Origin of the sequence: uncultured Actinobacillus sp. (genome assembly GCF_945915845.1) — a bacterium.
Lineage (GTDB): Bacteria > Pseudomonadota > Gammaproteobacteria > Enterobacterales > Pasteurellaceae > Exercitatus.
Genome location: NZ_CAMEFX010000015.1, coordinates 33916 through 45604, shown reverse-complemented (window position 1 = coordinate 45604; position 11689 = coordinate 33916). Strand labels below are relative to the sequence as shown.

Genomic DNA, 11689 nt, shown 5'->3' with positions numbered 1-11689 from the left:
CAATTTTACAAACAAGAAGCGGTTAATTTCCGTGAAAATCTTGCAAAAGTGATTGAGATTATTGAGGATTATTTAGTGCGTTTTCCACAATCGTCAGAAAGCCATAGAGAAACGTTGGGATATTTAAGAAATGTTTCAGATAGCTGATCAAATTCATTTTTGAGAAACCTAGCACGAGCCGTGCTAAGTGCATTAAGCCTAGCCCCACCGGGGCTGAAAAAAGAGCGCAGAGCGGCTCAGATTAAGTAACCCTATACGACTCATATAGGGTTTGTCCTCAGTCAGAGTGCGGTGAAATTTCACCGCACTTTTTGTATTTTTGAGTATTGTGCAACTACTACATAATACCGTTTTGAGAATTAAAATATTGTACGCACCCTTAACATAGACTATAATCTATAAAAATTTAAGAGAGGTTATAAGCGAATGAAACAAGAATGGGATGTTATTTTACAAGACCCTGTTTTGATATGGTTTCAATCTTTGCCAAATGATGATTTATTAAAAATCTATGCCGCATTAGAGCTTTTATCTACAGAAGGTCCGCAACTGGGCAGACCCTTTGTTGATACAATTCAGGGGTCAAAGCATCCTAATTTAAAGGAACTGCGTGTACAATCGAAATTATCTGTATTTCGTTTATTTTTTATTTTTGATCCTATCAGACAAGCTATTATCTTATGTGGTGGTGATAAGAAAGGTAAGAAAGAAAAACTTTTTTATAAAGAAATGATTTCTTTAGCGGAAAGAACTTATGATAATTATCTTTCTAATTTTTCAAAGGAGTAAACAATGAGCGTAAAATTTAAAGATTTAATGAATGAGCTTCCAGCTGAAAAACGTAGTCAAGTTAAAGCAATGGCTGAAGAAATGCGTATGGAGCTGCAATTGCATCGCATTCGTGAGGAATTTGAAATTTCACAGCAACAGATTGCAGAGGCATTAAATATAAAACAACCTTCCGTAGTTGCCTTAGAAAAAAGAGGAAATGATATTAAATTATCATCTATTAAACGTTATGTTGAAGCTATGGGCGGTACATTGAGTTTATCTGTTGCTTTACCAACAGGAAAAACAGTAACCTTTAATATTTAATCCACGCACCAATTTTCCCGTAGGGGCTAATCACATTAGCCCCAATATAATAGAGAGAAAAAAATGACGTTGCATAAAAGTCAATTTTAGGAAAATTTATGTAGGGGCGGGGTTTATCCCCGCCCGTAAGCCCTGATGTTCGAACAAAAATTCAGAATTGGGCAGTATGTATAGCAAAACAATCAAAAAGTCAGGGCGAAAAATATTTCGCCCGTACAAATAGTTATCTCTTCCACGCCATTTTTGTGTTTATGGATAGTTTTGTGGGAATTTAAATAATCAAATTCCCAATTAAACTACGCGTTTCTTCTTTCACTTCCGTTAATTGTAATTTCACTATATCACCAATTTTGTAGCGGCGTTCGCCGTTGATATAAAGGGCAATTTCGTCATTGTTGACTTCCATTTCGTCTTTATTGGGGTGAATGGTCGAGGCGGGAACAAAAACACTTGCGCCGTTGGCAAGTAATTGTACACGCATTCCGCCACGCATAATATCTTGAACTTCAGCATCAAACTCAGGTTTGTTTGCCACTTGTTCATTTAAATAACGGCAGTAGAGCCAATCGGCAATATCACGTTCAACCAAACGGTTTTGGCGGCGAGCTTCTTGCAATCGTGCGAGAATTTCATCGCTAGGTTTTACACATTCATTGCCGGTTAAGGTCGCTTTAATTAAACGGTGGTTGACCATATCTGAATATTTGCGGATGGGGGATGTCCAAGTGGCGTAACCTGTTAAACCTAAGCCAAAGTGCGGTGCTAATTCAGACTTAAATTCCGCAAAGGTTAAGAAACGGCGTAAACGGAATTCATAATAATCTCCTTCATAAGGTTCAATATCATGACGCATTTGGCAATATCCCTCAAGGGTTGCTAAATTCTCTGTAGAGTAGCGTGTTTCTAATTCTTCTCGATTTTCTTCATTAGCAAAATTGGCCATTAAGAAGTGATGTGCGTTGCTCAGAAATTTGCTATCAAAACCTTTGTGAGTATTAAAAATCCCGGTTTTGGCTTTTTCATCTAAATAATGTGCGCAGCAAATATTCGCTAAAATCATGGATTCTTCCACAATTTGGTTGGCGATGCGGCGATGTTCTGCTTTAATTTCTTGAACATGCCCATTTTCTGCCAGTACAAAGCTGTAATCCGGTTTTTCTTTGAATACCAAGCCATGGGTTTTTCGCCATTGAATACGTGCTAGAGCAAATTGATGCAAAAATTCAATCTGTTGTTTGATTTCTGCCGTTTCAGGCTGCCAAGCATTTTCCACTTGTTCTAAATAATCAGAAACTTTGTTATACGCCAATTTTGCTTTTGATTGAATCTCTGCGGATACAAAATAAGGTTCATTGGTGATTTTGCCTGTTAAGTCCGTTTCGATATAACAAACAAGTGCCGGGCGTGTTTCATTTGGCATTAAGGAACAGAGTTCATCTGACAATTCCCGTGGCAACATGGGGATATTAAATCCCGGTAAATAGTTGGTAAAACAACGTTGACGTGCATCTTTCTCTATTTGTGAATCCAGCGCGATATAAGCCGTTGGATCCGCGATGGCGACCACTAAACGCCAACCGGTTTGTGAGCCATTTTGTTCGAGCTTTTCCATATAAAGGGCATCGTCCATATCTTGCGTACTTTCGCTGTCAATAGTGACGAAATGAAGTGCGGTCAAATCTTCGCGTGTTTGTGTGTCGAGCATCGGGTAGCTTTCTTGTCCGGCTACCGGATAGCGTGATTGTTCATGGCGTGCGAGTGTTACCCACCAAGGAGCAAATTCATCGTCTTTGCGGCAGATAAATTCTTGAATATTGGCGAATAAAAAACGATCGTCACGTAATGGGTGTGTTTTTAAATTTGCGACAACCCAATCGCCTTCTTGTAATTCTTCTTTGACAGATTTTAGTTGGTTTGCCCCAATAGGTTGATTGATATTGGGGTGATCCACTAACACCTGCAATTTCTTGTCTTTATTGAACCGCACTTTCGCGATAAAACGTGTTAGCATAGGTTCGAGCAGTTCTTCAGGGACCGCTTGTTTTTTTCCATCTACTTCTTCGATAACCGCTTTGACCTTATCGCCATGCATCACTTTTTTCATATCAGGCGGCGCAATGAAAAAACTTTCTTTATCGGTTTCTAAAAAGCCGTAAGCTTTATCGGTACTTTTTACGACACCTTCAACAGTTTGTTTGCTGTCACGGATTTGTTGTTTGAGTTGAGATAATAAGGGGTTGTTTTGGAACATATTTTAAATTGCCATAAATAAAGAAAAGGCACAGGTTGAGAACCTGCGCCATAAAATAGTTAAATTGAAGAATTATTCTTCACCTAATTCGCCCATTGCCGTAATGCTGAAACCTGCGTCAACATGTAATATTTCACCTGTTACGCCTGAAGCCAAGTTAGAGCATAAGAATGCAGCGGAATTACCCACATCTTCAATGGTGACTGTGCGACCTAGTGGTGCAGTTTTCTCGAATGCAGAAAGCATTTTCTTGAAGTTTTTGATACCTGATGCCGCTAAAGTACGGATTGGACCTGCAGAGATTGCGTTAACACGGATACCTTCTTTACCTAAATCCGCTGCCATAACGCGTGTTGCCGCTTCAAGGGATGCTTTGGCTAAACACATCACGTTGTAGTTAGGAATTGCGCGTTCAGCACCCAAGTAAGAAAGGGTTAATAATGCAGCGTCTTTGTTTAAGAAAGGACGTGCAGCTTGTGCCATTGCTACGAAGCTGTAAGCACTGATGTCGTGAGCAATACGATAGCCTTCGCGTGTTGCTGCGTTGACATAATCGCCGTCTAATTGATCACCCGGTGCAAAGGCGATAGCGTGCACAAAACCGTCAAATTTTTCCCATTTTTTGCTTAATTCCGCGAAGCAGTTTGTGATGCTTTCATCTGTGGCAACATCTAATGGTAACACGATGTCTGAACCAAATTCTTTGGCAAATTCTTCAACACGCGGTTGTAATTTTTCGTTTAAATACGTAAAGGCTAATTCCGCGCCTTGTTCTTTCATGGCTTTTGCAATGCCGTATGCGATTGAACGGTTGCTGGCTAAACCTGTAACTAAGATTTTTTTACCCGTTAAAATACCCATTTTGAAATCCTATTTTGGTTGTTTAAAAATTGTGCTTAAAAAATCTGGCGTAGTATAGCGGAAATGTCCGTTAATTACAAAGCCGATGAGCGAATTTGCCAGTTTCCTTAGTGATTTTTCATGGTTTATAGTGCCCGAAGTTCATTAATTAAATCGGGTTGTTTTTCTAACAAAAAGAGCAGTTTCAATGAGGAACCATTGGGAATTCGGCGTTGTGTTTCCCAAGATTGCACAAGGGATTTGCTGACCCCTAATGCTTTGGCAAATTCTTCTTGTTTTAAATGACTATCGGCACGAATTTTTTTCGTATTAGGAATACGAAAGCGGTGAATATTTTCAGGGGGAACTTCTAACTCGCCTTTTTCAATAGCGACCATTTGTTCTAAACCTGTTACTAAACGTTCAAATAATTTTTTGTCCATAATCATTCCTTTTCTAATTTTTGAACAATGGCTCGCATAATAGCTTTTTCTGCGTCTGAGATATTTTCCTTTTGACTTTTAGCGTATGCGGTAACCATATAAAGTTTATCTTTATTTGTCACTACGTAATAAATCACCCTAATCCCACCACTTTTACCTTTATGGTTACTTTCTAACTTCCAACGAATTTTTTGACAACCACCGGTATTTGGAATGTAATCCCCAAGATGATGATTTTCCAGCATATAGGCTTGAAATCGTTGATATTCATCATCAGGAAGCAATTTTTCACGTTCTTCGGCAAAAATGGGTGTTTCGATAAATGTCAGCCATTTATCTATCATGAGCTTCTCCTTATTTTAGTTGTACAGGGTACGTTTTTCAAGTGATTAAACAATAAAAAGAGAAGCTAACTTTAACAAGTGATAGAGGTGATAAATGGAATAGCGATCACAAAAATAGTGTTTTGAGATCGCTATTTAGGCATTAGGCAGGATTATCAATATCCACAAATTCCACATTTAGCTCATAAGTTTTAGCGAGCCATTCGCCTAAGGCTTTTATGCCGTAGCGTTCTGTGGCGTGATGACCGCAAGCGAAGTAGTGAATACCTTGTTCGCGTGCGGAATGGGTGGATTGTTCGGAAATCTCACCGCTGATAAAGGCATCACAACCCATTTGAGCCGCGAGATCGATATAACCTTGTCCGCCACCGGTACAAATGCCGACTTTACGGATTAAGTGCGGTGGATTTTGTGTGAGTTCTTCTGCATTGCAGACTGTAGGTTGGCGATGGAGCATCTGTGAGATTTTTGCGGCAAAAGCCTCAATCGTCATAGGTTCTGCCAATTCCCCCCATACTGGGATACTGTTTTGGGAGCTTTCTAAGGGTTGTAAATTCTCAATGCCCAGTAAACGCGCGAGTTCAGCATTATTGCCTAATTCCGGGTGAATATCCAAAGGTAAATGGTAGCCGTATAAGTTAATATCATTCACTAACAAGGTTTTTATACGTTTGCCTTTCATGCCGCGAATACAGGGATTTTCGCTTTTCCAAAAATAACCGTGATGAACCAAAATGGCATCCGCATTTTTGGCAACGGTAGCATCAATTAATGCTTGTGTAGCCGTGACACCTGTAATGATTTTTTTTATGTTGGCTTTTCCTTCAACTTGTAAACCATTTGGTGCGTAATCCTTAATTGCGTTGCAGTTGAGTTTTTGGTTAATGACTTGTTCAAGTGTGAGATTGTTCATTGTAATGGCTCCCAATAACCTGAAATTTGATGAGAATAGGGCAGGGTAACCCCTGCCTATAAGGACGTTGTTTTATTTCCAATTTTCCCGTTTAGCTTTTTGCAGTTTTGCATAAGCCGCAAGTAATTTTTGATGCGCTTCAAATTTTTGCAAATGTTCATCATCGGCTAATAAATCATAGAATGGATTACCACCTTGAACAGCATTCCAGGCAAAATCCACCGCGCTTTTACCGTACATTTTCTCAAAGACCATACGATATTGTTCAGTATCACGTTCTTCATCTAGGAACAATTCCATTGAGCTGATTAAACAGCGATAGTAGTTGGCGCGTTCAGGGGTAAAGACGGAGCTGTTCATATTGTATGTCCAGTTCGCCCAATCCAGCGCAAGCTCTAAATCGCCTAAGGCAAGATAAAGCATTGATTTTAATTCACCTACGCGTAATGTCGTCCAGCCTGATTTTGGTGGTGGCACAATACCAATAAATTCGCGTACACGTGTTGCGTCATCAATACCTTGCTCATCTAATTCATCGAGTAATTCTTGATAGGTTTCTTCATCATGATGGAAATGTGGTAAATCAAGCAAGATTTCGCGCCAGTCCATTCCCATATTGTTATTGGCATACACTAAGTCATCGGCAGGATAAATATCCGACATTGATGGCACAATAATACGACAGGCGTATACATCTAAATGGTTGTAATCCATAATGTACACTTCTTTACCGTTTTCATTGAAGATCTTCATTAAGTTTGCATATTCTTCTTGGGTGGTGCCTGAGAAATCCCAGTGAACAAAAGGATAATCCGCGTCATTTTTAAAGAGATCCCAAGAAATTAAACCGCTTGAGTCAATAAAGTGTGTTTCAAGGTTAGCGTGTTCTGCTACATCATCGTTGTTGAAAGACGGAGGGGCAAAAACATCGAGATCTTTTAAGCTACGACCTTGCAATAATTCTGTGACAGTACGTTCAAATGCCACTTGGAAATTCGGGTGTGCCCCAAAGGAGGCAAAACAGGTGCCGTTATTTGGATTTAATAAAATCACACAAATAACAGGGTATTGACCGCCTAATGATGCATCGTACGCCAAAATTGGGAAGCCTTCTTGTTCCAATTTTTGGATAGACGCTTGAATGGTGGGATATTGCGCAATCACGTCATCAGGAATACGCGGCAAACTAATGGCTTCCGCAATAATTTTGTTTTTGACATAACGTTCGAATACTTCTGACAAACCTTGTACGCGCGCTTCATTTTTGGTGTTGCCTGCCGACATTCCGTTTGAAACATACAAGTTCGCAATAATACTTTGAGGAATGTAAACAGTTTGTTGATCGGACTGGCGCACATAAGGCATTGCCACGATACCGCGATCATAATTACCCGATTGCAGATCGACTAATAACTCAGGGGTTAATTCACCTTCAGGATCAAAATAACCTAACAAATAATCGTCTAAAATCCCTTCAGGCAAGGTTTCTTCATCTTCGATTTCAAACCATTTTTCGCTTGGATAATGTACAAAATCACCGTTGGCAATATCTTGACCTAAATAATAATCCGCAAAGAAATAATTGGTAGAAAGACGTTCAAAATATTCCCCTAAGGCAGAAGCTAATGCCGCTTTTTGGCTTGCGCCTTTGCCGTTAGAAAAACATTGCGGGCAATCTTTATCTCGAATATGTACAGACCACACATTGGGTACAGGGTTAAGCCAAGAAGCTTCTTCAATATTAAAACCCAGTGCGGTTAATTTTTGTTGGAATTTGGCAATACTGTCTTCTAATGCAGCGTCTTTGCCTAGGATAAAAGTTTGTTCTGTCATTGATATATTTCTCCTGAAAATCGCAGGCATAATAGGTGAAAAAAGCCTAGGGCTCAAGTGTTATTTTCTATGACGACGTTTCTTTAAAGGCTTGAGCAGGATTTAAAATCTCAGGATTTTTAAACCGCACTTTTTGGGGTTGTAAAGACAGCGGTAGAGTGTGTTTTTGTGCCACAATGACAGAAAGAGACGCTAAGCCTTTTAACTCATGTTTAAGGGGAAGATGTTGATAATCTAAAATTTCAAATCCCAATAATTCCAACCAATCCATTACACGCCAATGACAAAAATGACGATAGGGAAAATGCCCCAAATATCGCTTAAATAACAATTTACTTAATGGATTAAAAAGTGAAATAAACACATAACCATCATCACTCAAAATTCGCGAAGTTTCACGTAATAACAGATGAGGATCTTGGGTAAAGTTTAGAGTGTGTGCCAACAGGCAAGCATCTACAGTACCCTCGCCGAAAGGCAGTTTTTGAAGGCTGTCTTCGATGAGAATGATCTGATTTTGCTGACAAAGTGCGGTGAGTTTTTCTTGCGTTTCAGGGGTAAGTAAAACTTGTTGACATGCTGTTGCACAATGAATTTCCGCGCTTAATCCGCCAAATTTGAGTAAGCGTTTCCCGAGTATTCGGGGAAACCAGTTTTTAAAATATTGTTCAATTAGCGTAGAATACGCTATACCATTGGGTAATTGCTGCCAACTGAGCGGCAAGTTTAACGCGTGAGGGTATTTTGCATGCCATTTCATAATGAACTCCAAGGATATTTTATGCTAACACCGATTCCTGCTCTTAATGATAACTATATTTGGGTTTATGGACGAGAAAATTATTCTGTAATTGTGATCGATCTTCCGGAAATAAAAAATTTATTGCCTTTTTTATACCAACATCAACTGTCTGTTGTGGCGGTGTTATTAACACATAAACATGATGATCATGTAGGTGGGGTGGCCGATTTTAAGCAGGTATTTCCTGATGTGCCGGTTTATGGTCCTCGTGAATGTGCAGAAAAGGGGGCGACGCAAATTGTGGATGAAGGCGTTATTGTTGTGGGGGATTATCAAATTCAAGTTATCCCGACAGGAGGCCATACAGAACAGCACGTCAGCTATATGGTTGATGGGCATTTATTTTGTGGCGATATCTTATTTTCCGCCGGCTGTGGGCGTGTTTTTACAGGTGACTATGCACAAATGTTTCAGTCATTACAACGTATTAATGCCTTACCGGATAATACGCTGGTTTGTCCGGCCCACGAATACACATTGAGTAACCTTGCCTTTGCGAAAACCGCTGTGCAAGATAAAAGTGCGGTAGAAAAACAGCGTGTTTTAGTGGAATATCTACGCGCGGAACATCGCCCGAGCTTGCCGACGACCTTAGCGTTAGAACGTCAAATTAACCCGTTCTTACAAACGAAAACAGTTGAAGCATTTAAAACATTGCGCATAGCTAAGGATAATTTTTAGTTTCACGCCAATAAGTAGCAAACCGTGGTTTACCTGAATTGGTCAAACCACGGTATCTATACGTGATGACCGAACCGATAGGCGGCGGATTTGTACGTTCTTCTAAATTAAATCCAGAGCCGATTTTAAAACGTCCACGATGATTTTCACAGGTCAATGATCCCATTATATTTTCAAATTGCCCCTTGCCTTGATGATGCTCAATAACCGTACATTCTTCGTCTAATGCTGTTTTTACTTTTAGTATTTGCGAACTACGTTTGCCAAATTCATAAGGTGCATTGGGATTGCGCACCACCACACCTTCACCACCTACTTGTTCGATCTCCGCTAAAAATGCTTGCAAATGTTGGGGCGATTGCACGGGAACTTGCGGAATAATTTTAATATGTGCCGTTGGGTGATCCTTTAAATATTGTGCCAAAACTGCCAAGCGTTCGTGCAAATTGCCTTGGGCATAAGGCACATCAAAAACGTACAACGCCAAATCTTCCCAGCCTTTATCCTTTTGTGAGCGCACAATGGATGAGATTTTTTCAAATTGTCCACGCGCAGAGAATAGTTCCCCATCAATGGCAAAGGGAGGGAAGTTATGGAGAAAATAATGGGGTGGGGTAAGAAGTTGATTTTGTCTGGTGTAAAGCTGTTGCCCATCCCAATAACCTCGTACACCGTCTAATTTTTCCGACATAACCCAACCGCTAATATTTTGCTTGTCATAGCTTTGTAGCAACATTAAATCCGGCGGATTTCCTACCGCACTTTGGATAATAAAAAGTAACAAGAATCTAATACACACTCTTTTTAACATCATCTTTCCTTATTAGGGAGAATAACAGGATCTTATGTTTGTCAATCATAAGGATGAACACACTTTAGATAGCGGTAAATATTGCCGTATTTACAACTGAGTGCAATGAAAAATGGGGGAATTTGGAATAACGATCACAAAATTCGGGGGGGATTCCCTAAAAAATAATGTTCTTTTGAAATTAGCTAATTTTTTCTCTTTGGAGTAGAATGGAGGTGCTATTTTTTGCTTGATAGCGTATTTAGCACATATAGTCAGTATTTAAGGATAACATTGTATGAAAAAATCATTATTAACTATTGTATTAGGGGCGACATTGTTTGTGACTGCTTGCGATCAAACGCAAAAAACTGCAGCACCGGTGCCAGCTCAACCTGAACAAACGACAACTCAACCACAAGCTGAACAAACTGCAACTCAACAGGCAACTCAACCACAAGCCGAACAAAGTGCCTCACAACCGGCACCAGTGCAAGAAACCAAGATATCGGTAAGTTTAAAGCAATTAGCAGCAGAAAAAATGGCACAGGCTGTGGAACAAGCGACATTAGCACAAAATAAAGCGAAGGAAGCTGAAGCGTTGGTGGTTCAGATTGAACAAAAACGTAATGAAATGAACGCTGAGTTAGCCAAAGGAACGGAAGAGGGGAATCGCTTAGTGGAACAAAAAGCGGCAGAAATTATTGCAGCGAATGAAACAGTTAATAAATTAGCTGCAGAATCTAAAGCTGCCGCGGCACTTTCTCAGAAATTATCCAGTGAATCACGTGAGCTTTCTCGACAAGCCAATGAATTGGAACAGCAAGGTAAATAATGGTTGTTCAGAACAGGCTGTAAAGCAACTCGGATTAAGTAACCCTGATTAAGTAACCCTATACGGATCGTGTAGGGTTTGTTAATAGGGTGAATAGGAGAGAGCATAGACAAAGGCATAATAGACAAAAAGTGCGATAAATTTGAGTTTATCGCACTTTGTTTTATTTTAATCACTTCACGTTTTTATTCGCTTCGATTTCTTTTTCTAATTCAGGTAAGACTTCTTCACGATACCATTTCGGGTGGTGTTTTTTCGCCCAACGTACCGTTACCCAGCCTTCAACCATTCCGCGGATTGAGCCTTTGACCCAAAAGGCCATGTAAATATGCACTAGAATACCTGTAAATAAGGCAAAGGCACTGGCAGAGTGGAGCAGGATGGCGATACGTAAAGTCGTGACACTAAAGTAGCCGCTGAAGTATTTACGCCACATAATGATACCTGTAACTAGCAAGGTAACCATTGCCAAAATTAATGTCCAGAACAGCATTTTTTGACCAAGGTTATATTTGCCGTTATAGGCGACGCTGTGTTCATTGCCTTTCAGTACTTCAACAATGCCTTTCAGCCAGCGAATATCATTTTTTTCAGGAATATTATGATGCGCATAAATGAATGCCATGATAATAAACGCAATAAACATAATGATACCCGTGATTGGATGGACGGCACGAGCCAGTTGTGGCGTGCCTAAAATCTCATGCAGCCATGAGAAATCAGGAAAGAAGAATGCCACACCGGTAAACATCGTCATAAAGAAAGCGATAACAAGAAACCAGTGGCTCACACGTGCCGGATATTTATGGCGAATGATTTTGGTCTCTTGCGTGATTTCCGTGAGTTTTGCTTTTTTACTCAT

Annotated in this window: 13 protein-coding genes; 4 read left to right on the top strand and 9 right to left on the bottom strand. The window is 39.9% G+C overall.

Going from position 1 to position 11689, the window contains the following annotated elements; genetic code table 11:
• Nucleotides 1-426: 426 nt before the first annotated feature.
• Together Q0O89_RS05450 and Q0O89_RS05445 are read left to right on the top strand one after the other, a co-directional pair.
• Nucleotides 427-789 carry a type II toxin-antitoxin system RelE/ParE family toxin gene (locus Q0O89_RS05450; RefSeq protein WP_293730666.1) on the top strand — a complete coding sequence of 121 codons (363 nt, stop codon included), beginning with the start codon at nt 427-429 and terminating at the stop codon, nt 787-789.
• Between the two features lie 3 nt (nt 790-792).
• Entirely contained in the window at nt 793-1095 is a 303-nt protein-coding gene (locus Q0O89_RS05445) for a helix-turn-helix domain-containing protein (RefSeq protein WP_293730665.1), read from the top strand.
• A gap of 271 nt (nt 1096-1366) precedes the next feature.
• On the opposite strand, the gene rnb is transcribed toward Q0O89_RS05445, so the two are convergent.
• The 7 genes from rnb to Q0O89_RS05410 form a co-directional block, all read right to left on the bottom strand.
• Nucleotides 1367-3346 carry an exoribonuclease II gene (rnb, locus tag Q0O89_RS05440; protein ID WP_293730664.1) on the bottom strand — a complete coding sequence of 660 codons (1980 nt, stop codon included), beginning with the start codon at nt 3344-3346 and terminating at the stop codon, nt 1367-1369.
• A gap of 72 nt (nt 3347-3418) precedes the next feature.
• A complete protein-coding gene (locus Q0O89_RS05435; protein ID WP_135709450.1) occupies nt 3419-4207 on the bottom strand; it encodes an enoyl-ACP reductase in 789 nt (262 codons plus the stop codon).
• A 125-nt stretch (nt 4208-4332) separates the two neighbouring features.
• Nucleotides 4333-4629, bottom strand: a complete 297-nt coding sequence (nadS, locus tag Q0O89_RS05430; protein WP_293730663.1) for a NadS family protein — start codon at nt 4627-4629, stop codon at nt 4333-4335.
• Between the two features lie 2 nt (nt 4630-4631).
• The gene (locus Q0O89_RS05425; RefSeq protein ID WP_273384233.1) at nt 4632-4973 is read right to left on the bottom strand and encodes a type II toxin-antitoxin system RelE/ParE family toxin; all 342 of its coding nucleotides are present in this window, start codon (nt 4971-4973) and stop codon (nt 4632-4634) included.
• A gap of 142 nt (nt 4974-5115) precedes the next feature.
• Complete coding sequence (locus Q0O89_RS05420; RefSeq protein ID WP_293730662.1) at nt 5116-5886, bottom strand: Nif3-like dinuclear metal center hexameric protein; 771 nt, start codon at nt 5884-5886, stop codon at nt 5116-5118.
• A gap of 72 nt (nt 5887-5958) precedes the next feature.
• Complete coding sequence (ycaO, locus tag Q0O89_RS05415; RefSeq protein ID WP_293730661.1) at nt 5959-7719, bottom strand: 30S ribosomal protein S12 methylthiotransferase accessory factor YcaO; 1761 nt, start codon at nt 7717-7719, stop codon at nt 5959-5961.
• Nucleotides 7720-7786: 67 nt separating this feature from the next.
• Nucleotides 7787-8479 (bottom strand): methyltransferase domain-containing protein, encoded by a 693-nt coding sequence (locus tag Q0O89_RS05410; protein WP_293730659.1) that lies wholly within the window; start codon nt 8477-8479, stop codon nt 7787-7789.
• A gap of 21 nt (nt 8480-8500) precedes the next feature.
• Here Q0O89_RS05410 and gloB point away from each other — a divergent pair, with 21 nt between their 5' ends.
• A complete protein-coding gene (gloB, locus tag Q0O89_RS05405; RefSeq protein ID WP_293730658.1) occupies nt 8501-9202 on the top strand; it encodes a hydroxyacylglutathione hydrolase in 702 nt (233 codons plus the stop codon).
• Here gloB and Q0O89_RS05400 read toward each other — a convergent pair.
• Nucleotides 9186-10013, bottom strand: a complete 828-nt coding sequence (locus Q0O89_RS05400) for a DNA ligase (protein WP_293730657.1) — start codon at nt 10011-10013, stop codon at nt 9186-9188. The two genes, gloB and Q0O89_RS05400, sit on opposite strands and share 17 nt — an antisense overlap.
• Nucleotides 10014-10290: 277 nt before the next feature.
• Here Q0O89_RS05400 and Q0O89_RS05395 point away from each other — a divergent pair, with 277 nt between their 5' ends.
• Nucleotides 10291-10827, top strand: coding sequence for a hypothetical protein (locus tag Q0O89_RS05395; protein ID WP_293730656.1), 537 nt, complete (start codon nt 10291-10293; stop codon nt 10825-10827).
• 172 nt (nt 10828-10999) lie between these two features.
• On the opposite strand, the gene Q0O89_RS05390 is transcribed toward Q0O89_RS05395, so the two are convergent.
• Entirely contained in the window at nt 11000-11689 is a 690-nt protein-coding gene (locus Q0O89_RS05390; RefSeq protein ID WP_293730655.1) for a formate dehydrogenase subunit gamma, read from the bottom strand.

What these genes read in the sequence shown, in the direction of transcription:
- ycaO (WP_293730661.1), bottom strand. Translation starts at nt 7,719, where the DNA reads ATGACAGAACAAACTTTTATCCTAGGCAAAGACGCTGCATTAGAAGAC.
- rnb (WP_293730664.1), bottom strand. Translation starts at nt 3,346, where the DNA reads ATGTTCCAAAACAACCCCTTATTATCTCAACTCAAACAACAAATCCGT.
- nadS (WP_293730663.1), bottom strand. Translation starts at nt 4,629, where the DNA reads ATGGACAAAAAATTATTTGAACGTTTAGTAACAGGTTTAGAACAAATG.
- Q0O89_RS05410 (WP_293730659.1), bottom strand. Translation starts at nt 8,479, where the DNA reads ATGAAATGGCATGCAAAATACCCTCACGCGTTAAACTTGCCGCTCAGT.
- gloB (WP_293730658.1), top strand. Translation starts at nt 8,501, where the DNA reads ATGCTAACACCGATTCCTGCTCTTAATGATAACTATATTTGGGTTTAT.
- Q0O89_RS05435 (WP_135709450.1), bottom strand. Translation starts at nt 4,207, where the DNA reads ATGGGTATTTTAACGGGTAAAAAAATCTTAGTTACAGGTTTAGCCAGC.
- Q0O89_RS05445 (WP_293730665.1), top strand. Translation starts at nt 793, where the DNA reads ATGAGCGTAAAATTTAAAGATTTAATGAATGAGCTTCCAGCTGAAAAA.
- Q0O89_RS05400 (WP_293730657.1), bottom strand. Translation starts at nt 10,013, where the DNA reads ATGTTAAAAAGAGTGTGTATTAGATTCTTGTTACTTTTTATTATCCAA.
- Q0O89_RS05390 (WP_293730655.1), bottom strand. Translation starts at nt 11,689, where the DNA reads ATGAGTAAAAAAGCAAAACTCACGGAAATCACGCAAGAGACCAAAATC.
- Q0O89_RS05450 (WP_293730666.1), top strand. Translation starts at nt 427, where the DNA reads ATGAAACAAGAATGGGATGTTATTTTACAAGACCCTGTTTTGATATGG.
- Q0O89_RS05425 (WP_273384233.1), bottom strand. Translation starts at nt 4,973, where the DNA reads ATGATAGATAAATGGCTGACATTTATCGAAACACCCATTTTTGCCGAA.
- Q0O89_RS05395 (WP_293730656.1), top strand. Translation starts at nt 10,291, where the DNA reads ATGAAAAAATCATTATTAACTATTGTATTAGGGGCGACATTGTTTGTG.
- Q0O89_RS05420 (WP_293730662.1), bottom strand. Translation starts at nt 5,886, where the DNA reads ATGAACAATCTCACACTTGAACAAGTCATTAACCAAAAACTCAACTGC.